The organism is Paraburkholderia nodosa DSM 21604, from assembly GCF_000519185.1.
In the GTDB taxonomy this organism is placed as follows: Bacteria; Pseudomonadota; Gammaproteobacteria; order Burkholderiales; family Burkholderiaceae; genus Paraburkholderia; species Paraburkholderia nodosa.
Genome location: NZ_JAFA01000007.1, coordinates 250,997 through 272,292 on the forward strand (window position 1 = coordinate 250,997; position 21,296 = coordinate 272,292).

A 21,296-nucleotide genomic window follows, 5' to 3' on the forward strand; every position below is an offset into this window, starting at 1 on the left:
ATGGACATCAGTACCGACGCGGTCGACGAGGTCGTCCTCGCGCTGCTCTACCTCAATTTATGCGGGGAGAATCGTGCCTGGACGAGCCTTGACTGGGACGCGCTGAATCGCTTGCACGAGAAAGGGTTGATCGGGGATCCGGTGAGGCGGGCGAAATCGGTGTGGCTAACCGACGAAGGCCTAGGCGAGGCCGAGCGGTTGTTCACGAAATACTTCGTCCGCGTTGGCGACTAGCAAGTGGATACGAGGCACATGTCATCTCACACGCACAAGCATGCATCTGCGCCATGCTGCATTGTCCGAGTAGGGCTCTGGGCCTGCGCTTGCTGGGCAGGCTCGCGCCAGATTTTGCATCGAAAGGATGCAATCTGCTGAACCCGGTGATTTTTAACGCATTGATTTGTAATGATATTTCGTGGCTTACCGCCAGATTTTGCACGAAAAGTACGATTACCCCGTGCGAGCCGATCAAAAGATCACGTAGATTTTCCGGATCGTTTCATCGATCCGCCATGTGCCCTTCGTGTCCGGTTCGAAGAACAGAGTGTCACCCGCGCGAAAATGAATCGAGTCTTTGCCGTCCTCGGTGAACGATCCCGAACCGGCGACGAAATGCATGATCTCGGCCTGTTCTACGCCGCGCCGATAGATGCCGGGCGTGCAGTCGAACACGCCCGTGTCGATCTGCTCGCGTCCAGAAATCACGATTTGCAATCCCGATGTTTTTGGATTGCCGCTTTCGGCGGCGGTCACCGCGCCCCAATCCTCGAGCGGCTCTAATGTGGTTACCTGTTTGATCACCTGAACTTTCATGGTTCTCCGAATGGTTTGCATGCGACACTCAAGCGTACGTAAGGGGTTGCTTCTTTCGCGCTGCCAAGCTGGACGAAAGCGAAATTCGACTAGCGATCCATCGAGCGCAAGCCATAGATCTTTTCCACCGACAGGAGGAAGCCAATTGCGATCAGCATCTGCACCGTGCTGATCGCCGCGATCGACGGATCGAACTGGTTCTGCAGGTACGACAGCATCACGACCGGTAGCGTCGTGGTATTGGCACTGCCGAAGAAGTAGGACACGCCGAGGTTGTCGAGCGACACGAGCACAGAGAACAGCGCGCCCGCGAAAATGCCCGGCGCGATCAAGGGCAGCGTCACATGCCGGAAGCGTTGCCACACACTCGCTCCCAGCACCGAGGCGGCCTCGCCATAGCCGGGATTGAGGTTCTTGCAGGCGGCAATGGTCGTGCGCAGCACATACGGTACCGAAACGCACGTATGGGTGATCAGCAGCGCGGCGAACGCGTTGCCGATCCCCAGTTCTGACAGGTAATACAGCGAGGAGAGCCCCACGACGAGCGGGGGCACCGCGATGGGCGACAGCAGGAACGCTACCGCCGCGTTGCCCAGTCGCGAGCGCGAGCGGGCGAGGCCGAGCGCAGCGGGCACAGCGAGCACGATGGCGAAGGCTGTCGCCAGACCTGCGATGATGAGGCTCGTGATCAGCGAGTCGGTGAAAGGCTTGTACTCGATGAAGCGCTGGTACCAGCGCAGCGACAGGCCGCCAACCGGCACCGCCACGGATTCCCCCGGCGTGAACGACGCCAGCACCACGATGACGATGGGCGCGAGCAGGAACACGACGAACAACGCGATATACAAGAGCGCGACGCCGTGGCCGAGCCTCCCGGCGATGCGAGAGCCGCCGCCTGGCGGATGGTCGAGCGTACTCATGCGTGCGCCTGCCTGCGGCGTCCGGTGATGCGTCCTTGCGCGTACAGACACACCAGCACGACGATCAACAAAAGATTGCCCATCGCGCTCGCGAGTCCCATGTCCTGTGACTGGCTGAATTGTTGAAAGATCAGCAGCGGCAGCGTGACGACCGTGCCGCCGCCGAGCAGCAGCGAGCCGATAAAACTGCCATTGATGATCATGAACACGATCAGGCAACCGGTAATGATCCCTTCGACGGACAGTGGCAGCGTCACGAGAAAAAACGCTCGCCACGCGCCCGCGCCAAGCACACGCGCGGATTCCTCGAGACGCCGGTCGACGGAGCGCAGCACCGGGATGATGGACAGCACCATGAACGAGATCATCACGTGGACGTTGCCCAGATAGACGATGGCGGGACTCTGCGTCATGCGCAGCGGCGTATCGATGACGTCGAGCGCGAGCAGCGCCTCGTTGAGCAGGCCGTGCCGGGCGAGCAGCACGTTCCAGCCGAACGTGCGCATGATGATCGACGTGAGGAGCGGCATGATGAGCACGAACATCAGCGGCCCGGCGAAGCGTCCCGCGCGCCGCACCATGAAATACGCGACCGGATAGCCGACGATCAGGCACCAGAAGGTCGTCAGCGCGCTAACCTTGAGGGTCTCGATCATGACGCCGACATAGTAGGGGTCGGTGAACAGCTTGCGATAGTAATCGAACGTGAAGGCCGAGTGCGCACCGGGAATCGCCGAGATGCCGACGCTGCGCATCGCGTTCTCGTACAGGGGCATGCCGAAGAAGAACGCCAGCACGATGAGCGCCGGCGCGCACATCACCGCGTAGGGCGAAATCCACAGGCGTGGACGGCCGTTCGCGCGCGGCGGCGCGGCGAGCGTGCTCATCGTGCGGCTCCTTGATGCGGTTCGGGTTCGAGCACAACCAGATCGTCCGGGCTAATGAAAACGCTGGCAGCGACGCCCGGTTCCAGCGCGGCAGCGGTGGCCTGCTGATAGACTGCGAGCGTCTGGCCGAGCGCGGCAACTTCGACGCGATAGGCATGCTGCGAGCCGCGGAAGACGCGCGCGGCGACGACGCCTTCGAAGCGGATGTCGTCGGGCTGCGGCTCGCCCAGACGCAGCTTCTCGGGGCGCACGGCGAGCGAGCCCTCCGCGCCCATGGACGGCGCGTGACGCAACGCATGCGCGACGCGGCAGCGCGCCGGCGTGCCCGTACCTGTTTTGCCGATCGCCACTTCGAGCCAGTTGGCCTCGCCGTGCAGCACGGAAAACGGCAGGATGTTCGCCGCGCCCAGAAACTCGGCGACGAAGCGGGTGCGAGGGCGGTTGTAGACCTCGTTCGGAGTGCCGGCCTGCAGAATGCGTCCGTGATTCATCACGACGACGCGATCGCTCATCGTGAGCGCCTCTTCCTGATCGTGCGTCACCATGACACTCGTGATGCCGAGTCTGGTTTGCAGCGACTTGAGCTCGAACTGCATGTTCTCGCGCAGGTTCTTGTCGAGTGCGCCGAGCGGTTCGTCGAGCAGCAGCACGGAAGGATTCGTAACCAGCGCGCGGGCGAGCGCGACGCGCTGCTGCTGCCCGCCGGACATCTGCGCGATGCGGCGGTCGGCGAAGGCGGGCAGACGGATCGTGTCGAGCATGTGCGCCACGCGCTCGCCGCGCTGGCGCTTCGGCACACCCGTCATGCGCAGTCCGAACGCGATGTTTTCGGCCACCGTCAGATGCGGGAACAGGCTGTAGTTCTGGAACACCATGCCCAGGCCGCGCTTGTTCGGCGGCAGGGCGGTGACATCGCGCCCGGCGATGCGGATCGCGCCGGTGTCCGGAAACTCGAAGCCTGCGATGAGCCTGAGCGTCGTGGTCTTGCCGCAGCCAGACGGCCCGAGCAGGGCGACCAGTTCGCCCGCGCGGACTTCGAGCGAGAGCTGCTCCAGCGCGGTGAAGGCGCCGAAGCGTTTGCTGATACCGTCGAGCGAGAGAGGCTGCGCGTGCGACGGCGCAGCGCTCGCTTCGGTGTTGATCGTCGCGCCGGAAAGCGGATTGGCGGATTGCAGCATCGCTTCACCTTTGGATTACGGGTTTGACCAGATGCCGTACGCGCGCGCCGCCTGCCGGATGACGGGGACCGGCAGGCAGGCGCGGCATCGGCGACGGGTGTCAGGCCGCGCGCTGCGCCTCGATCAGTTGCGGATACTTCGCCGCGACCTCGCCGAAGATCTCGCGGACCGCCTGGCCGCCCGGCTTCAGGCGGCCGTCGGCTTCCCATGCATCGAAGGTGTCGAAGATCTTGTGCTTGAGGAAGTGACGCCACACGACCGGCGCCGCCGCCAGGATCTCAGTCAGCACCGCGTAACGCTCGCGGGTCCAGCGCGCCTCGTAGCTGCTGCGCGCTGCGCCATAGTCGAAGTGCTCGACCGGACCGGCAGGCATTTCGGCGGCGAGCGCCGCGCGTTTCGCCTCGGTTGCGGCCGCATCCACTTCGCCGGCGTTCAGCACCACGCCGTACAGCGCGAGGGCATCGGCTTCGCTGAGATAGCCGCGCAGGACATCGGTGGCGACCATCTGCGGATCGCGCTCGTACGGATTGCCGTAACCGCCGCCGCCGCAGCCTTCGAGGCGGATCACGTCGCCGGGACCGCAGACGACCAGGTCGGTGACGCCGAGGTTTTCCTCGTGCTCCGTGCCCGGATTACGCGTGAAGCGCGAATTCGATCCCGCCTTGCCGCCCAGCACGCCCCACGACGCGAAGCGCGACCGGTCTCGGTTGCGCGCCGTTACCAGCGTGCCCGGCGAGAACACGCGGAATTCCATGACAGTGCCGAGGCCGCCGCGATAGCGGCCCGCGCCCGCGCTGCCCGACACCATGCCGTACTTGAGAATGCGGATCGGCACTTCGGCTTCGTTAATCTCGACCGGCGTGTTGCGCAGGAACGCTACGTTCGCGCCCGACGCGTCCGAGCCGTCCGCGCTGGTCATACCGCCCGCGCCGCCGCCCACCGGCCCGATTGCCGCGATCACGGTGCGGCCGTCGCTGTCGACGGTGCGCACGTTGAGAATCGACATGCCGCCGGCGGGGCACGCGGGCAGCCGTTCGGGGCAGACCATCGAGAACGCGCCGAAAGTGACGTTCTGTGCGACCTTGCAGGTCAGACTGCGCATGCCGACCGCGGCGGGCGGCACGCAGTTCATGATGGTGCCTTCCGGCAGCACGCAGCGCGCGACCTTCAGCATGCCCGCATTGAGCAGCAAATCGGGATGCAGCGAATAGAGCACGTAGTTCAGCCCGACCAGCGCGAGCACGTGCCGCTCCTTGCCGCCGGTGGGCATGTTCAGCGATGAATTGAGCTGCGGATCGCTACCGGTGAAGTCGAGCACCAGCGATTCGCCTTCCACCTTCAGATTGAGCGCGACGCGCAGCGGCTTGCCGTTGACCGAATCCTCGTCGGCGTATTCGGCGAAGAAGTACTCGCCGTCGGGCATCGCAGCGACGATCGCGCGCGCCTGTTCCTCGGAGTAGTCGATCATCGCATACATGCCAGCCTTGAAATCCTCGACGCCGAAGCGCTCAATGATCTCCAGCACGCGCCGCTCGCCGGTCATCAGCATGGCGATCTGCGCCTTCAGGTCGCCGCGGTTCTGATCGGCGGCGCGCACGTTGATCGCCATGTGATCGAGCAGGGTTTCGTCGAGCACGCCCGCGCGCATGATCCTGGTCGGCGCCCAGCGAATGCCTTCCTGATAGATCTCGGTGAGAGTGCGTGACAGCGAGGCCGGCACCGCACCGCCCATGTCAGTGTTGTGGATGTGACCGCCCACGTAGCAGACGATCTCGCCGTTGTAGAACACCGGCTTCCACATCATGACGTCGGGCGTGTGCGTGGCTACGTAGCCGCTGTAGGCGTCGTTGGTCATGCCGATGTCGCCGGGTTCGTAGTGATCGATGGCTTCGATCACCGAGCCGAAGTCGAGGCCAGGATACCACGTCGCGCCGAGCGTTTTCGGCGACGCGAAAGTGAGGCCTTCCGGGGTCATGATGGTGCAGGAGAAATCCTCGGTTTCCTTCACGAAGGCCGAATGGGCGGTGCGCATCAGCGTGTGCGCCATGCTCTCGGCGGCCGCCACGCAATAGTTGGCGAAAATCTGCAGAACGGATCGGTTGAATGTCATGGTCTGAGTCCTTCGAAAGTCAGCGCGTGGTTACTGCACCGACAGCAGCAGGTTGCCGTATTCGTCGACCACGGCTTCGCAGCCGGGCAGCACGCACGTGGTGGTGTCGTCCTGCGCGATGATCGCGGGGCCGTCGAAACGATGACCGGCCAGCAGCACCGAACGGTGATAAAGCGGCACGGTGCGCCAGGCGCCGTCCAGATACACGTCGATCATGGCCTCGACCGGCGGCGCGCCTTCGCCCACGGCGATCTTCGGCATGTCGGGCTTCGGCGTCGGCAGACTGATCACCAGCCGCAGCGCCACGACCTGCACCGGCGACGTCACGTCGCTGTGGCCATAGAGGCGGTGATGTTCGCGATGAAACGCGTCGGCGATGGTCGCCATGTCGCCGTTGCGGATCGATTGCGGATCGAGCGGTGTGTCGACTTCGAACGACTGGCCGCGATAGCGCATGTCCGCAGAGACCCACATCTCTGCGCCTTCGTCTGCCCCGGTTTCCTTGATGATCCACTCGCGCGCCTGCGCCTCCAGCGCGGCAAGGTCGCCAGTCAGCTTGGTGAGCGAGGCGGCGTCCAGCGGGTAATAGGTGGTGCGCACGAAGTCGTTCTTGGTGTCGGCGATCAGGCCGCCCAGCGCGCTCAGCACGCCCGGCGTGGTCGGCACGACGAGATGCTTCATGTTCAGTGCGCGGGCGAGGAAACCGCCGAGCATCGGACCCGCGCCGCCGAACGGCATCAGCGAGAAGGTGCGCGGATCAATGCCGAAGCGCGACACGATGCGACTGACGCCGCCGTACATGCCGGACACGGCGACGTCGATGATCGCGGCTGCAGTCTGATGCACGTCCAGATCGAGACGTTGTGCGAGCGGTTCGATCGCGCGGCGGCTGGCGTCGACATCGACCTTCACCGCGTTATAGCCAAGCGACGCACGGCCGAGCACGCCGATCACCGCGAACGCGTCGGTGATGGTGGGGCGCGTGCCGCCGCGGCCGTAGCACACCGGACCCGGATTCGAGCCGGCGCTTTCCGGACCGACCTTCAACACGCCGAAGTCGTCGACCCAGGCGATGGAGCCGCCGCCGTCGCCGATCGACGACACCGATACCGACGGGATATGAATCTGGAAGTCGCCGATGTATTCGCCGGTCGCGTATTGCGGCTTGCCGTCGACGATCAGCGCGACGTCCGCAGTGGTGCCGCCGATGTCGAGGCTCATGCAGTCCTTGATCTTGCACATGCCGGCGAGATACGACGCGCCGATCACGCCCGCCGCCGTGCCCGACAGGATCATCTGCACGCAGTTGCTTTTGCCATTCTCAGCGCTCATCACGCCGCCGTTGGACTTGGTCACCTTGAGGTCCGCGCCGACGCCGCTCTGCGCGAGGGCGTCCTGCAGGCGCGACAGGTATTGCGACACGCGCGGCTGCACATAGCCACCGATGGTCGCGGTCACGGTGCGCTCGTATTCGCGGATGATCGGCCACACTTCATGCGAGCACGACACGAAGAAGCCGGGCGCGGCCTTCTCGATGATCGCCTTGACCTGTTGCTCGTGTGCGGGGTTGCGATAGGAGTGCAGCAACGAGATCACCACGCCCTCGCACTGAGCCGCCTGCAGCGCGGCGAGCGCGGCGCGCACGCTGGCCTCGTCGATGGGCGCTTCCTCGGTGCCGTCCGCACGCATGCGGCCGTCCACGCCGAACACGCGGTCGCGCGTGACGAGCGGCTCCGGGCGGCGCGACATCAGGTGGTACATGTCGGGAATCTTGAGGCGAGCGATATCGAGCACATCTTCGAAATTGCGCGTCGTGATGAGCGCGAGGCGCAGGCCCTTGCGCATCACCACCGCATTCACGCCCACCGTGGTGCCGTGCGTGAAGTACGTGACATCGCGCGGGTCGATGCCGAAACGTTCGCGCAGGCCCGTCATGCCGTCGATCACTTCGCTGCCCGGCGAGTCCGGCCGCGAAAATACTTTCAGCGTGCGCGTGGTGCGCGTCTCGTCGTCCAGCACGGCAAAGTCCGTGAACGATCCGCCGATGTCTACTCCGATTCTCAAGCCCATTGCCTTCCTCTGCCTTTCTCCAGATAAGCCATGCGGCGCTTGCGCGTCCGCGTCGTTTGCAGCCCGTATCTGACCGGCGTCCCGCCTTCAGCGACCGATCTGCTTGTTCCAGCTTTCGATCCATTGCGGTACGTACTTGCCGATGTCATCGAAATTCACCCAGATCGACTTGTCGACCGTGGCGATGCGCGGTTTGACCACCGCGTCGTACGAGACCTTGGTGTTCGAAGCGGTGTATTGCATCGCGTTGGCAAAGCACGATTGACCTTGCGCGGACGCGAGTTCGTTGAGGAACTGCGTGCCGAGTGGCGAGCCGTTCTTGACCTTCACGGCCATGTTCGGGAACGCGACCGAGCCCGGCGCCGGATTGATCCACGCGATGTCCGGGTTGCTGGTGTCGTGCTCGCTCCACGCGCGACCGTCGTAGTACATCGCGATGTCGATGTCGCCGTTGCGGATCGCGTTGAGCGGCGCATTCGGTTCGTTGAAGAACGTCACGTTCTTGCTGTCGCGCATGCGCTTGATCTGATCGAGCGCCGGCTGGATGTTGGTGGGCGAGCCGCCGTAGAGCTGGTTGAATAGCGTGATGAGGCCGGCCGGGGTCGCCACGTAGTTGATGTCCGGAATGCCCGCCTGGTACTTCCCTGCGACCACGCCTTCGACGAATTCCTTCCACGACTTCGGTGGGTTCTTGACGCGCCTGGTGCTGTACATCAGGCCGAAATCGCCGAATGTGATGGGGAAGCCATAACCATGGCCGTACTGCACGAGGCGCGGATCGAGGTCCGCGAGATTGGGCACGTCCTTCGTCGTGATCGGATCCAGCAGCTTGCGTTCAACCGCGATATGCGTCGCCTCGGGTGTGCTCACCATCACGTCGATTGGCGGCTTGGCCGGGTTCGCCGCGACCTGGTTGACCCATTGCAGCGGATTGCCGAGCGTCACGTCCACGCTCTTGCCGGTCTTCTTCTCGAACGGCTCGACGAAACACTCGCGATAGGCCTTCTCCCACGTGCCGCCGAACGCGGTCACGGTGAGGTCGGCGCTGAACGCCGTGACCGACGGCGCCAGGCACACCAGCACGGCAACGCCGCGACGAAGCCGGAGTGCGGCCGATGGCCGGCGGATTTTCGAGGCGATGAACTCCATGTTTCTCCCGACGGGGTGAGGGATCTCGACACAGGGCAGCTTGCACTTGCTCACTTTGTGTGCCACAATACGGCACGGTGTATTCCAATACGGTACAAGTTAGCATGTGGGCCTTTCGATCGCAAGGGATCAAAAATGAACAGCCTCCTGAAAAGCATCGAGATCATCGAAACCGTCTCGCAGCATCAGCCCATTGGCGTCAGCGAGCTCTCGAAGCTGCTGGAAATGCCGAAGTCGAGCGTGCAGCGGGTGTTGATGACGTTCCAGGAAGCGGGCTGGCTGCGTCAGGCCGGCAGCGAAGTGACGCGCTGGGAGATCGGCGCGCGGGTGGTGGGCGTGAGGCCCATCGCGCTGAAGGGCGGGGCGTTGCAGAAGGCGGCGCGCCAGCCTATGCAGGACCTCTGCGACCTCGTCAACGAAACCGTTCATCTGTCCATTCCGGACGGCACGACGGCGATGGTTCTGATTGAGGAGACCGAGTGCAAACAGTTCGTGCGCACGGCGTACTCCATCGGCAACGTGTCGCCGTTCCATGCCACGGCCAATGGCCTCGCGCTGCTCGCGCACATGAACGAGAGCCAGATCGACACCATCCTCGGGCGCGAGCTGGCGAAGTACGGCGAAAACACCATCATCGATCCGGAGCGGATCCGCGAAGAGCTTGAGCGCATTCGCGCGCGGGGCTATTCCATCAATCTCGGGCAGTACCGTCATCAGGTCTACGCCATCGGTGCGCCCGTGTTCGACGGTAACGGCATCGCCGTGGCGAGCGTGTGTTTCTCCATGCCGGGCTCGCGCTTCGAAGCGGACCGGATCGAAGAATGGGGGCGCGCGGTCAGGAATGCCGCCCGCGAGATCAGCGGCGCGAGCGTCTGCTGAACGCGCGCGGCACGCTCAGGCGAGCGCGAACAGCGCTTGCGTCAGATCGCGCGCCGGGTGTGCCTCCATCGCGAGAATCGTTGCCAGCGCGCGTTGCGTCGGAGCCACGCCGATCACCGGCGTAAGCGCATCGATGAATTTGTTGCAGATGGCTTCCGGCAACATCGGCTCGCGCAGGTGCGAGCCGAGCGGCTCCGAAAGCAGCGTCACGTGCCGCGAGCCGTCGGTCATTCGCAGTACGACGCGCGTCGGAATCGACATGTCGGCGCGGTGCTGAACGTCGAACGCGGGGTCCCGATGCACGCTGATCTTCGCGCACAGTTCGCGTATTGCCGGCGAAGCGAAATCCGGTTCGCGCAGCGCGTCGTTGAGATCGTCGGCGAGCAAGGCCGAAGCGATCAGAAAGCGCGCATTGAACTGCGCGTCGACCAGATTGGATGGGAAGGGCGAATCCAGCGTGTCGACGAATTCCTTGAACGAATATACGTCGATCGCCTCGATCTGCCCGATGTCGATGCGCGGCTTCATCTGCAGCACGCCTTCGAGCGCAGGATGCGCCCAGCGGCAACAGGCCCACGGCTTGAATTCGACGCGGTGGATCAGCCAGTCGTCGCCGGGCAACGTGTCGAGCGCTTCGGGACGGATCCGGTCGGAACCATAGGTTTTCCAGAAGCCGAATTCGTCGGAAAAGAAGTGCTGGTCGCCGGCATAGCCTTCCTTTGCCAGACACGCCGACAGCACGCCCGCCGCGGCCGCATTGCCATAGCCGTTTTTCAGCCAGGTGTAACCGCCTTGCGGATTGGCGCGCACGATCATCGGCATCGGCGCCTGCTGGGCCGTCAGCCCGAAGCCGTGCAGCCACTGCGCTTCATTGAGCCTTAGCAGCATGCCGGCGGCGACGAACGCGCCGAAGGTCTGCCACGTGGCATAGCCGATGTCCTTCGAGGGCGCGGTCGCGCTCGGGCACAGCATCGTGCCGATCCGCAACGACGCCTCGTAGGCCACGATGATCGCGTGCAGCAGTTCGCGGCCGCTCGCCGACACCTGGTGCGCACAGGCCAGCGCTGGACCGATGATCGTCGCGCCCGGATGGGAGGGGGCTTCCTCGCGGTAGCAGTCGTCGAAATCAAGCACGTTCGCGGCTTGCGCATACGCGTGCGTGGCATCGAGCAGGCCGCCATGCAGAGCACCGCCGAGCGGAATCGTGCCGTGGGCCGCCACCGAATTCAGCGACAGCGCGCGCAGCATGGCGCGCATCTGAACCGTGTCCAGACCGGTGCGCAGGCACGCGATGCCATCGAGCAGGCACTGCTTGCCCGCCGCCCGTGCGTCGTCGGGAATGGATTCGAAGCGATGCGCGAGCAGCCATCGTGCGAGACCGGCAAAGCCATATTGATCGGACATGATTGCCTTTTCACCTGTGTCCCGGCGCGGCGGCGCACAACGCGTCGCCGAACCTGCCGGGATAGAGAGGAGACGAGGCTACGAAGGACGAAATCGCGCGTCAAATACGAATTCGAGATACGGCGATCTTCCTCTGATATGGGACGGCCCACAGACGGGCGCGAGTGCGGCTTTAGCCGTCAGGCGCTGCTCTCGCGGAACGCGTCGGCGAAGGACTTCGCCAGCATGTTCATCGGAATGTTGAGGGGATAGACCACGTAGGTGACGAACTCGATGCGCTTCGAAAACGGCAGGATGGCGAGCTGGTCCGCGTACTCGCGCACGACCAGCTGGTTCATCACGCTCACGCCCATGCCGCGCACGACCATCCGGCAGATGGCCGCGGCGAAGTGCGATTCGTAGGCCAGGATGCGCTTGTCCTCGCCGTCGATCCGGCAGGCGTCGTCAATCCGCTTGCGCATCACATCGCTCGACTTGAGCGACAGGAAGCGTTCGCCGACGAGATCCGCCGGCGTGAGCGCATCATTGCGCTGAGCAAGCCGGTGATCGCGCGGCACGATGCACACGCCCTCGCTCTTGCGCACCACTTCGGATGCGACGCTGGTGCCGTTGAAGATCTCAGAGGCAATGCCGACGTCCGCATAACCGGTGGCGAGCCACTGGCATACGGTCAGCGAATCGGCAACCTGCAGCGTGATGTCGACATCCGGATAACGCTGCGCAAACAGATGGATGGCGTCCGGCACCGCGACGATCGCCATGGACGGCACGGCGGCAACGCGCAGACGGCCGCTGCCGCGCTTGCGGATGGACTCGGCCTTCTCTTCGAGCCCACGCAGGCTGGTAAAGGTATGTTCGACGTCGCGAAAGAACACCTGACCTTCGAGCGTCGGCATCAGCTTGCCGATTTGCCGTTCGAACAGCTTGATGCCGAGCCGCCGCTCGAGCTGGCCGATGACGCGGCTGATGTTCGATTGCGACGTGTGCAAGTCCTTGGCGGCCTGCGTCATCGAACCCGACAACATCACCGCGCGGAAGGCTTGAACTTCGCGAAAATTCAGCATCGGGCGGGGCATATCAAAATGGTATGGCCCACGATTATATGCGCATTTGTCAAAAAAAATTCTCGTTCTTACACTCGCTTCAACATGATGAAACGCCGCCCTGTGACACACTTCGCGACGTTTATCCCATGCACATGACCGGGCCATATCAAGAATCATGAAGGACGACACTTTCCACATCATCCCGGTTCCGGGCGGACATTTCATTGGCGGCAAGCGGGTCGACGACCGTGCCGAACGCGATGTGCTGCGGCCTTCCGACGGCGGAGTGATGGGTACCTTGCCCGACGCATCCGACGATCTCGTCGATCAGGCCGTGTCCGATGCGCATCGCAGTTGGCTCGCGAGCGGCTGGGGCACACGTGCGCCGCGTGAACGTGCTCGCGTGCTGTTGCGCTGGGCCGATCTGATCGACGCGAACGCGGACGGACTCGGACGCCTCGAAGCCATCGGATCGACGCGTCCCATCGCCGAAGCGCGCGCGTTCGACGTGCCGTTTACCGCGGAGTGCATCCGTTTCTTCGCCGAGTGCGCCGACAAGTTCGGCGGAGATGCGGTGCCGACGAAACACGACAGCCTGGGCCTCGTGCTGCCGGAACCGTATGGCGTCGTGGGCGCGATCGCGCCGTGGAACTTTCCGCTGTCGATGGCATCGTGGAAATGCGCGCCCGCGCTCGCGGCCGGCAACGCGATGGTGCTCAAGCCGTCCGAGCTGACGCCTTACTCGGTGATGCGTCTCGCGGAACTTGCGGTCGATGCGGGCGTGCCTGCCGGTGTGTTCAACATCGTGCAGGGGCGGGGCGCGAGCGCGGGCGCGGCGCTGGTGAGGCATCCGTTGATCGGCAAGATTTCGTTCACTGGCTCCACGCGCACCGGCGCCGCGATCATGAGCGTCGCCGCGCAGCACGGCACGAAGCCGGTCACGCTCGAACTCGGCGGCAAGAGCCCGCAAGTGGTATTCGATGACGCGGGCGATATCGATGCAGTCGCGGGACGCATCGTGCGCGGGTTCACATCGAACGCGGGCCAGGCCTGCGTGTCCGGCACGCGGCTGATTGTGCAGCGCGGCATCGCCGATCGGTTGATCGAAGCGGTCATCGCGAAAGTCGGCGCGCTGCGGCCGGGTCCGACCTGGTGCGAGCCCACAAGCTTCCCGCCGATCATCAGCGAACAGCAGGCGCGCAACATTCATGCGGCAGTCCGGCAGACCATCGACGAAGGCGCGAGCGCGCTGTGCGGCGCGGACTTCTTCGAGCAGGACAGCAAGGGTTTCTACTACCGTCCGACTTTGCTTACGGGCGTGACGAGCCGGTCGCTCGCCGTGCGCGAAGAGATCTTCGGTCCGGTGCTGACCGTGCAGACCTTCGACGACGAAGAGGAAGCCCTCACGCTCGCCGATCACGCCAGCTATGGCCTCGCGGCGGGCGTCCACACGCTCGACCTCGGCCGGGCGCTGCGCGCGACGCGCCGCATTCAGGCGGGCACCGTGTGGATCAACCGTTTCGGGCGCACCTGGGACTTCATCATTCCGACCGGCGGCTTCAAGGGCTCGGGCATGGGCAAGGATCTGGGGCGTCAGGCGTTCGAGGCGAATCTTCGCTACAAGTCGGTACTGATCGATTTCTAATTCCGGGCGACGCGCCCAATCACCCAAGGACACAACATGTCGTTGTTCAAGCCCAGGTACATTACCTTCGACTGCTACGGTACGCTGATCTACTTCGAGATGGCGCCGGCCGCGAGCGCGCTCTATCAGGACCGCGTGCCCGCCGGGCAGATGCGCGCGTTCACGGACGCATTCGCCGCTTACCGTCTGGACGAAGTGCTGGGTGCATGGAAGCCTTATGAACAGGTGGTCGACAACGCGATCCGCCGCACCTGCAAGCGCTTGGGCGTCGAGTATCGCGAAGGCGACGGCAAAGCCATCTACGATCAGGTGCCCACCTGGGGTCCGCATCCGGACACCCGCGCCGCCCTCGCGAAAGTCGCGAAGGAATTTCCGCTGGTCGGCCTGACGAACGCGGCGAACGTGCAGATTCCCCACAACATCGAGCGCATCGGCGTGCCGTTCCATGCGGTCTACACTGCCGAGCAGGCGCAGGCGTACAAACCGCAGATGAAGGCGTTCGAATATCTGCTCGATCAGCTGAACTGCAATCCGGAAGACATCCTGCACGTATCCTCGAGTTTCCGTTACGACCTGATGACCGCGCACGACATGGGCATCAAGAACAAGGTGTGGGTCAATCGCGGCCACGAGCCGGCCAATCCGTACTACGGCTACACGGAAATCGAGGATATCGGTGGCCTCGCAGCGGTCGTGGGCCTATGAAACTCGAATCATTCTGGCTGGCGACCGCGCCGCGCTTTGACGCCGCCGCAACCGGCGACCTGCCGGCGCGCGCGGACGTGGTGGTGATCGGCGGCGGCTTCACGGGGCTGTCAGCGGCGCTGTCGCTCGCACGCAAGGGCGTCGACGTGGTGTTGCTTGAAGCATCGCGGATTCACGGCGAAGCGTCGGGGCGCAACGGCGGGCATTGCAGTCCAGGCACCGCGCAAAGCCTGCCGGATCTGATCGATCGCTACGGCGAGCAGGTCGCCAAACGGCACTATCAGGTCTATACCGATGCGGTCGATTACGTCGAGCAGGTGATCGCGCGCGAGCAGATCGATTGCGGTTTCGTCCGGCACGGCAAGCTCAAGCTCGCCAGCAAGGCGAGCCACGTGGCGGGCATCGAGCGCAACTACGAAGCGTTGCGCAAGCATCTGCGCCCGGACGTCGAACTGCTGTCGGCGAGCGACGTGCGCCGCGAGATCGCGTCGGAGGCGTTTCATGGCGGCATGCTCGACCGGCGCGGCGCCCAGATGCATATGGGCCGCTTCGGCACGGGTCTCGCGACGGCGGCGGTGCGTCACGGCGCGCGCATCTTCGAAAACGCGGCGGTCACGAAGTTGACGAATCTCGGCGGCGACCGGCATCGCGTCGTGACGGCGAAAGGCGTGATCGAAGCCGGGCGCGTTCTGCTTGCCACCGGCTGCTCGAATCATGGGCCGTTCGGCTGGTGGCAGCGCCGCATCGTGCCGGTCGGCAGTTTCGTGATCGTCACGGAACGGATTCCCCACCTGCTCGACCGCGCGTTGCCGAATCGCCGCAACTACGTGACAAGCCTGAACTTCGGCAACTACTTCCGTACGACGGACGATGACCGGCTGGTGTGGGGCGGCCGTGCGCAATTCGCGCGCAGCAATCCCGCTTCGGACCGCAAGAGTGGACGCATCTTGAGGGCGTCGCTCGACAAGCTGCTGCCGGACTTGCGCGACGTGCGCATCGAGTATTGCTGGGGCGGTCTGGTCGAGGCGACCGCCGACCGGCTGCCGTCGGCGGGCAAGCACGATGGGCTTTACTATTCGGTGGCCTACAGTGGGCACGGCACGCAGATGTCGACCTATATGGGCGACGTGATGGCCGATATCGTGACGGGCGCCGCGCGCGTCAATCCGTGGGCGCGCCAGGAGTGGAAGGCCTTGCCGGGCTACGCCGGGCGCGAATGGTTCCTGCCGCTGGTTGGCGCGTATTTCCGCTTCAAGGACGCGGTATCCTGATGTTCTGGCTGCGCTTTCCGGCAGCGTTGCTTGAACGCGATCCGGCCCGGCATGGCGCGAGCCGGATCGACGTATTTGAATACCGAGGTGGATGATGAATGGCGTCGTGTTGCGTATGGTGAGCCGCCGCATCGCAATTGGTGCGCTCACGCTGTTTCTGGTTTCCGGGCTCGTCTTTTTCATGGCCAGCCTGCTGCCCGGCGACGCCGCCCAGATGGCGTTGGGCCAGTACGCCACGCCGGAAACGGTGGCGATGCTGCGCAAGCAGCTCGGTCTCGACGAGCCGCTCGTCCTGCGCTATTTCACGTGGCTCGGCGCGCTGCTGAGCGGCAATTTCGGCACTTCGTACGCAGCGCAGGTGCCGGTCAGGACGATCGTTCTCGCGCGCATTCCGAACACGCTGATGCTGGCCGGCGCGGCGACCGCCGCCTCGGTGCCGATCGCGCTGGTGCTCGGCATCGTCGCGGCGATGGTGCGCGGCACGCTGCTCGATCGCGTGATCGGCGTATTGACGATGTCGGTGGTCGCGGTGCCCGAGTTCCTGCTCGCGACGCTCGCGGTGCTGCTGTTCGCGGTCAAGCTGCACTGGGTGTCGGCGGTGTCGATGAATCCGGATGTGTCGAGCGTCGGCGAGTTCCTCAGGTCGTACAGCCTGCCGGTGCTGGTGCTGTGCTGCGTGGTGGTCGCGCAGATGGCGCGCATGACGCGCGCCGCGCTGATCAGCCAGCTCGACGCGCCGTACGCGGAGATGGCGGTGCTCAAGGGATTGCGTCCGTCGCGCACGGTGCTGCGGCATGCGCTGCCCAATGCCATCGGGCCGATCGTCAACGCGATGGCGCTGAGCCTGTCGTATCTGCTCGGCGGCGTGATCATCGTCGAGGCGATCTTCGCGTATCCGGGTCTCGCGAGCACGCTGGTCGATGCGGTCAGCAACCGCGATCTGCCGGTCGTGCAGTTCTGCGTGCTGTTCTTCAGCACGTGTTATCTGTTTCTGCTACTGCTTGCGGACATCGTGACGATTGTCTGCAATCCGAAACTGCGGTGACGCCATGACACTTCTGCTTTCTTCACCGCGCCGTCTCGGCCGCTTTTTCCTGTCGCTGAGCGGACTGGGGCGCATCGGCCTCGTCATTTCGATCGCGTGGATCTTCATCGCGATCTTCGGTTCGTCCATCGCGCCCTACAGCATGATGGACATGAGCGGCGGCAAGGTGTTCGCGTCGAGCAGCCTGGCGTATCCGCTCGGCACGGACTTCCTTGGCCGCGACCTGCTGAGCCGCATCCTCTACGGCGCCCGCTATTCGATTGGACTGGCGCTCGCCGCGACCCTCATCGCGAGCGTGAGCGGCACGCTGCTGGCGCTGGTGTCGACCGTCATCGGCAGCTGGTTCGACGAGATCGTCTGCCGCATCGTCGATGCGTTGCTGGTCACGCCGAGCAAGATCCTCGCATTGCTGGTGATTGCGATCTACGGCTCCGATCTGCGTGTGCTGGTGTTGACCGCGGGCGTGATCTACATGCCGGGCGCGTTCCGCATCGCGCATTCTCAGGCGGTCGGCATCAACGCGATGGAGTACGTGACGGTTGCGCGGTTGAACGGCGAAAGCACGTTTCACATCGCCTGCCGCGAAATCCTGCCGAACATGATCCATCCGATGTTTGCCGATTTCGGCCTGCGCTTCGTCTACAACGTGCTGATGCTGAGCGCCCTGAGCTTTCTCGGCCTTGGCGTGCAGCCGCCGTATGCCGACTGGGGCTCGCTCGTGCGCGAGAACCTGTCGGGTCTGTCTTCCGGTGCGTCGGCGGTGATCATGCCGGCGCTCGCGATCGCCACGTTGACGATCGGCGTGAACCTTCTGATCGACAGTCTGGCCGCGCGCAAGCGCGGCGGCGCAAGAGGATAAGCCATGTCGGCGGAACGTCTGGTGGAAGTATCGAATCTGCAGGTCGTCGCACGCGGCGACGACGGCAACGACATGCCGATCGTGAAGAACGTCAGCTTCTCGATCCGGCGCGGCGAGGTGCTGGCGCTGATCGGCGAATCCGGCTCGGGCAAGACGACCATCGCGTTGACGTTGCTCGGCTATGCGCGGCGCGGCTGCCGGATTTCGGGCGGTCGCGTGGGCGTGGGCAGCACGGACGTGCTGGCGGCGGCGCCCGCGGCCTTGCGTGACTTGCGCGGCCGGCGCGTGGCGTACGTCGCGCAGAGCGCGTCGGCGTCGTTCAATCCCGCGCTGCGCATCATCGACCAGGTCATCGAAGGCGTGTGCGTGCGCAGCTTGATGAGCCGCAAGGCTGCGCGCGAGAAGGCCGTCGGGTTGTTCCGCGCGCTCGCGCTGCCCGCGCCGGAGAATATCGGCGAGCGCTATCCGCACCAGGTGTCGGGTGGTCAGCTGCAGCGGCTGATGGCGGCGATGGCGCTGATGTCGGACCCCGAAGTCGTGGTGTTCGACGAACCGACCACCGCGCTCGACGTGACCACGCAGATCGAAGTGCTGCGCGCCTTCAAGCGCGCGATCAAGCAGTTCAACATCAGCGCGGTGTATGTGTCCCACGACCTTGCGGTGGTCGCGCAGATTGCCGATCGCGTGCTGGTGCTGCGCAATGGCGAGATTCAGGAAGAGGGCGCGCTCGAACAGATCATCGAGGCGCCCGCGCATCCGTACACGCGCAGTCTGATGGCGGCTGCCGAGCCGTCCTGCCGTCTGACCGAGGAAGACGCCGATCAGGCCGGCAAGCAGCCGGCGCTGCTGGAGATCAGCAATCTGATCGCCGGTTATGGCGAGCGCGACCGCTCGGGCATGCCGTCCGTGCGCGTGCTCGACGACATCAACCTGACGCTGCGGCGCGGCACGACGCTGGGCGTGATCGGCGAATCCGGCTCGGGCAAATCGACGCTCGCCTATGTGATCGCCGGGCTGCTCGCGCCAGTGCAGGGCGACGTTCGTTTTGCCGGCAAGCCGTTGCCCGGCAAGCACGCCAAGCGCGACCGGGAGCTGTACCGGCGCATTCAGCTGGTGTTCCAGAGCGCCGACAAGGTGCTCAATCCGGCGCAGGATATCCAGACCATTCTGTCACGGCCGCTGCGGCTGTTCGACCGCTGCGCGCCGAAGGACGTGCCGGCGCGCGTGGCGCGTCTGCTCGATCTCGTGAAGCTGCCGTCGTCGATCGCGCATCGCCGCCCCGCCGAGCTGTCGGGCGGGCAGAAGCAGCGCGTCAACCTCGCGCGCGCGCTCGCCGCCGATCCCGAGCTGATCATCTGCGACGAGGTGACGTCGGCGCTGGATACCGTCGTGGGCGCGGCGATTCTCGATCTGCTGGTCGAGCTGCGGCACGAGCTGAACATGTCGTATCTGTTCATCAGCCACGATCTCTCGACCGTGCGCTCGATCTGCGACGACATCGTGGTGCTGTTCAAAGGCCAGAAGGTCGATGCCTGCGACCGCAGCGCGCTGCTCAGCCAGCCACGTCATCCGTACACGTCGCTGCTGATCGATTCGGTGCCGGAAATGCGCGCGAACTGGCTGGAGGAAACGGCGCTGCGCGCGAAGGCTTGATGCTTCGCTGAAGACGCATGCTCGTTACGCGTCTTTCATCGATCGACGTAAAAAAAGCCGTTCAGTCTCGCGACTGAACGGCGTATGCGCCTGAAATTCGCCTGAAATGAAACTCAGGCGCGCCAGACCGATTCGGCGAACCGGTAGCCCATGTTCATGCCCGACGGGTTCGAATTGTAGCCGCGCACTTTCTTCGACACGCCGTCGAGAATCACGTCGAACACCGGCACGACCGTGCCCGAGCTGTCGTGAACCAGCGTCTGCATGTCGCCGTAAATCGCCTTGCGTTTCTTGAAGTCGCTTTCGGCGCGCGCGGATTCGAGCAACTGATCGAGCTTCGGGCTCTGCCAGTGCGCTTCGTTGGTCGGCGATTTCGACGTATAGAAGAGCTCGAAGATCATGCCGACGTTCGGGCGGTTCGAGATCGAGCCGTACGTGATCGGACGCTTGGTCCAGTACGTCGACCAGTAGCCGTCGGTCGGCACCTGGCGCACCACGAAATTGAAACCCGCCTGTGCGCCGAAGCTTTGCAGGAACTGCGCGCCCTCGACCGACGACGCGATGCCCGGCTGGCAGAAAATCTCCATCGACTGCCCCGTCAGACCGCTCTTCTTGATGTGGAACTTCGCCTTGTCGAGATCGAACTGCCGTTGCGGCAAGCCTTCGAGGAAGTACGGATCCCACGGCGCGACCGGATGATCGTTGGCGATCACGCCGTACGTCTGCATCACGTCGTTCACCATCCGCTTGCGATCCTGCAGATAGCGCACCGCCGAGACGAAGTCGGCGTTGCCGGTGATCGGATGATCCTGACGCAGGATCAGGTCCGTGTAGATGGCGAGCTTGTTCGCCACCAGCTGCACGTTCGCATTGCCCTTCACCTGCGCGGCATAGCGGTGATCCACCAGCGAGCAGATGTCGATATCGCCCGCCAGCACCGCGTTGACGCGCGCGGCGTTGTCCGGCACGCCGATGATCTCGACTGTGTCGAGATACGGCAGGCCCGGTTTCCAGTAGTTCGGATTGCGCTTCACCGCGAATTTTCCGCCTGGCGTGAAGCTGTCGACGATGAACGGTCCCGTGCCGACCGGCTTCGCGAAATCCTTCGTGTTGTTCTTCACGATCAGGAAGTAGCTGCTGCCGAGCACCGACGGCAGATCGAAGTTCGGCCGCGCGAGCACCAGCGTCACGTCGTACTTGCCGCCTGCGTTGATCTCCTTGAACTCGCTCGCGATCGCGAATGCCTTCGACGCGTTGGCCGGATCCTTGTGACGCGCGAGCGAATAGACGACGTCCTCGCCGGTCAGCTCGGCGCCGTCGTGGAAATGCACGCCCTGCTTGAGCGCGATGTGCCAGTTGATGCCGTCGGTACTCTCCAGCTTGTCGGCGAGCGCGTTGCTGGCGGTGAGCGTGCCGTTGAACTCGGTCAGCGCGTTGAACACGCAGAACTGCTTGGTCCAGTCGCCCGAGTGCGCGCCCTTGGCCGGGTCGAGCGTGTCGGACACTGAGCCGTTCTGCACCGCCAGACGCACATTGCCGCCCTTGCGCGGCGCCTCGTCCGCCGCGGCGATGCCGGGCAGGGCGCTTGCCACGCCGGCTGCCGCACACATCGAGAGGAAGTCTCTTCTGCTGGTTTTCATCGTGTTGTCCTCTGGTCTCTGA

General features: G+C 64.3%; 18 protein-coding genes. 8 read left to right on the forward strand and 10 right to left on the reverse strand.

What is annotated here, in order from left to right; genetic code table 11:
• Positions 1-234 (forward strand): DUF6429 family protein, encoded by a 234-nt coding sequence (locus tag A3CW_RS0112720; protein WP_028203920.1) that lies wholly within the window; start codon positions 1-3, stop codon positions 232-234.
• A 234-nt stretch (positions 235-468) separates the two neighbouring features.
• Here the strand turns inward: A3CW_RS0112720 and A3CW_RS0112725 are convergent, their stop codons facing one another.
• The 7 genes from A3CW_RS0112725 to A3CW_RS46120 all read right to left on the reverse strand — a co-directional run bounded on the left by A3CW_RS0112725 (position 469) and on the right by A3CW_RS46120 (position 9,127).
• Entirely contained in the window at positions 469-813 is a 345-nt protein-coding gene (locus tag A3CW_RS0112725; RefSeq protein WP_028203921.1) for a cupin domain-containing protein, read from the reverse strand.
• 89 nt (positions 814-902) lie between these two features.
• A complete protein-coding gene (locus A3CW_RS0112730) occupies positions 903-1,733 on the reverse strand; it encodes an ABC transporter permease (protein WP_028203922.1) in 831 nt (276 codons plus the stop codon).
• Positions 1,730-2,620 carry an ABC transporter permease gene (locus A3CW_RS46115; protein WP_035512866.1) on the reverse strand — a complete coding sequence of 297 codons (891 nt, stop codon included), beginning with the start codon at positions 2,618-2,620 and terminating at the stop codon, positions 1,730-1,732. The genes A3CW_RS0112730 and A3CW_RS46115 overlap by 4 nt, the downstream gene beginning before the upstream one ends.
• Positions 2,617-3,798 carry an ABC transporter ATP-binding protein gene (locus A3CW_RS0112740; protein ID WP_081771635.1) on the reverse strand — a complete coding sequence of 394 codons (1,182 nt, stop codon included), beginning with the start codon at positions 3,796-3,798 and terminating at the stop codon, positions 2,617-2,619. The genes A3CW_RS46115 and A3CW_RS0112740 overlap by 4 nt, the downstream gene beginning before the upstream one ends.
• 100 nt (positions 3,799-3,898) lie before the next feature.
• Positions 3,899-5,908, reverse strand: coding sequence for a hydantoinase B/oxoprolinase family protein (locus A3CW_RS0112745; protein WP_028203924.1), 2,010 nt, complete (start codon positions 5,906-5,908; stop codon positions 3,899-3,901).
• 30 nt (positions 5,909-5,938) lie between these two features.
• The gene (locus A3CW_RS0112750; protein WP_028203925.1) at positions 5,939-7,978 is read right to left on the reverse strand and encodes a hydantoinase/oxoprolinase family protein; all 2,040 of its coding nucleotides are present in this window, start codon (positions 7,976-7,978) and stop codon (positions 5,939-5,941) included.
• Between the two features lie 87 nt (positions 7,979-8,065).
• A complete protein-coding gene (locus A3CW_RS46120; protein ID WP_051481426.1) occupies positions 8,066-9,127 on the reverse strand; it encodes an extracellular solute-binding protein in 1,062 nt (353 codons plus the stop codon).
• Between the two features lie 135 nt (positions 9,128-9,262).
• On the opposite strand from A3CW_RS46120, the gene A3CW_RS0112760 reads away from it, so the two are divergent.
• Positions 9,263-10,006 (forward strand): IclR family transcriptional regulator, encoded by a 744-nt coding sequence (locus A3CW_RS0112760; protein WP_028203926.1) that lies wholly within the window; start codon positions 9,263-9,265, stop codon positions 10,004-10,006.
• 15 nt (positions 10,007-10,021) lie between these two features.
• Here the strand turns inward: A3CW_RS0112760 and A3CW_RS0112765 are convergent, their stop codons facing one another.
• Positions 10,022-11,410, reverse strand: coding sequence for an MmgE/PrpD family protein (locus tag A3CW_RS0112765; protein WP_028203927.1), 1,389 nt, complete (start codon positions 11,408-11,410; stop codon positions 10,022-10,024).
• Positions 11,411-11,589: 179 nt separating this feature from the next.
• A complete protein-coding gene (locus A3CW_RS0112770; RefSeq protein ID WP_028203928.1) occupies positions 11,590-12,474 on the reverse strand; it encodes a LysR substrate-binding domain-containing protein in 885 nt (294 codons plus the stop codon).
• A 157-nt stretch (positions 12,475-12,631) separates the two neighbouring features.
• Here A3CW_RS0112770 and A3CW_RS0112775 point away from each other — a divergent pair, with 157 nt between their 5' ends.
• From A3CW_RS0112775 to A3CW_RS0112800, 6 genes are all read left to right on the forward strand, one after another.
• Entirely contained in the window at positions 12,632-14,101 is a 1,470-nt protein-coding gene (locus A3CW_RS0112775) for an aldehyde dehydrogenase family protein (protein ID WP_028203929.1), read from the forward strand.
• Between the two features lie 36 nt (positions 14,102-14,137).
• A complete protein-coding gene (locus A3CW_RS0112780; protein ID WP_028203930.1) occupies positions 14,138-14,806 on the forward strand; it encodes a haloacid dehalogenase type II in 669 nt (222 codons plus the stop codon).
• On the forward strand, positions 14,803-16,077 hold the full coding sequence (locus A3CW_RS0112785) for an NAD(P)/FAD-dependent oxidoreductase (protein WP_028203931.1): 1,275 nt from the start codon (positions 14,803-14,805) through the stop codon (positions 16,075-16,077). The genes A3CW_RS0112780 and A3CW_RS0112785 overlap by 4 nt, the downstream gene beginning before the upstream one ends.
• A 94-nt stretch (positions 16,078-16,171) precedes the next feature.
• Positions 16,172-17,122 (forward strand): ABC transporter permease, encoded by a 951-nt coding sequence (locus A3CW_RS0112790; protein WP_028203932.1) that lies wholly within the window; start codon positions 16,172-16,174, stop codon positions 17,120-17,122.
• 4 nt (positions 17,123-17,126) lie between these two features.
• Positions 17,127-17,981, forward strand: a complete 855-nt coding sequence (locus A3CW_RS0112795; protein WP_051481427.1) for an ABC transporter permease — start codon at positions 17,127-17,129, stop codon at positions 17,979-17,981.
• A gap of 3 nt (positions 17,982-17,984) precedes the next feature.
• Positions 17,985-19,634, forward strand: coding sequence for an ABC transporter ATP-binding protein (locus A3CW_RS0112800; RefSeq protein WP_028203934.1), 1,650 nt, complete (start codon positions 17,985-17,987; stop codon positions 19,632-19,634).
• Between the two features lie 113 nt (positions 19,635-19,747).
• Here A3CW_RS0112800 and A3CW_RS0112805 read toward each other — a convergent pair whose 3' ends face one another.
• Entirely contained in the window at positions 19,748-21,274 is a 1,527-nt protein-coding gene (locus tag A3CW_RS0112805; RefSeq protein ID WP_035512867.1) for an ABC transporter substrate-binding protein, read from the reverse strand.
• Positions 21,275-21,296: the final 22 nt, after the last annotated feature.

Bases quoted from the DNA above. Each gene is read 5' to 3' on its own strand.
- A3CW_RS0112720 (WP_028203920.1), top strand. From the start codon at position 1: ATGGACATCAGTACCGACGCGGTCGACGAGGTCGTCCTCGCGCTGCTC.
- A3CW_RS0112725 (WP_028203921.1), bottom strand. From the start codon at position 813: ATGAAAGTTCAGGTGATCAAACAGGTAACCACATTAGAGCCGCTCGAG.
- A3CW_RS0112730 (WP_028203922.1), bottom strand. From the start codon at position 1,733: ATGAGTACGCTCGACCATCCGCCAGGCGGCGGCTCTCGCATCGCCGGG.
- A3CW_RS46115 (WP_035512866.1), bottom strand. From the start codon at position 2,620: ATGAGCACGCTCGCCGCGCCGCCGCGCGCGAACGGCCGTCCACGCCTG.
- A3CW_RS0112740 (WP_081771635.1), bottom strand. From the start codon at position 3,798: ATGCTGCAATCCGCCAATCCGCTTTCCGGCGCGACGATCAACACCGAA.
- A3CW_RS0112745 (WP_028203924.1), bottom strand. From the start codon at position 5,908: ATGACATTCAACCGATCCGTTCTGCAGATTTTCGCCAACTATTGCGTG.
- A3CW_RS0112750 (WP_028203925.1), bottom strand. From the start codon at position 7,978: ATGGGCTTGAGAATCGGAGTAGACATCGGCGGATCGTTCACGGACTTT.
- A3CW_RS46120 (WP_051481426.1), bottom strand. From the start codon at position 9,127: ATGGAGTTCATCGCCTCGAAAATCCGCCGGCCATCGGCCGCACTCCGG.
- A3CW_RS0112760 (WP_028203926.1), top strand. From the start codon at position 9,263: ATGAACAGCCTCCTGAAAAGCATCGAGATCATCGAAACCGTCTCGCAG.
- A3CW_RS0112765 (WP_028203927.1), bottom strand. From the start codon at position 11,410: ATGTCCGATCAATATGGCTTTGCCGGTCTCGCACGATGGCTGCTCGCG.
- A3CW_RS0112770 (WP_028203928.1), bottom strand. From the start codon at position 12,474: ATGCTGAATTTTCGCGAAGTTCAAGCCTTCCGCGCGGTGATGTTGTCG.
- A3CW_RS0112775 (WP_028203929.1), top strand. From the start codon at position 12,632: ATGAAGGACGACACTTTCCACATCATCCCGGTTCCGGGCGGACATTTC.
- A3CW_RS0112780 (WP_028203930.1), top strand. From the start codon at position 14,138: ATGTCGTTGTTCAAGCCCAGGTACATTACCTTCGACTGCTACGGTACG.
- A3CW_RS0112785 (WP_028203931.1), top strand. From the start codon at position 14,803: ATGAAACTCGAATCATTCTGGCTGGCGACCGCGCCGCGCTTTGACGCC.
- A3CW_RS0112790 (WP_028203932.1), top strand. From the start codon at position 16,172: ATGAATGGCGTCGTGTTGCGTATGGTGAGCCGCCGCATCGCAATTGGT.
- A3CW_RS0112795 (WP_051481427.1), top strand. From the start codon at position 17,127: ATGACACTTCTGCTTTCTTCACCGCGCCGTCTCGGCCGCTTTTTCCTG.
- A3CW_RS0112800 (WP_028203934.1), top strand. From the start codon at position 17,985: ATGTCGGCGGAACGTCTGGTGGAAGTATCGAATCTGCAGGTCGTCGCA.
- A3CW_RS0112805 (WP_035512867.1), bottom strand. From the start codon at position 21,274: ATGAAAACCAGCAGAAGAGACTTCCTCTCGATGTGTGCGGCAGCCGGC.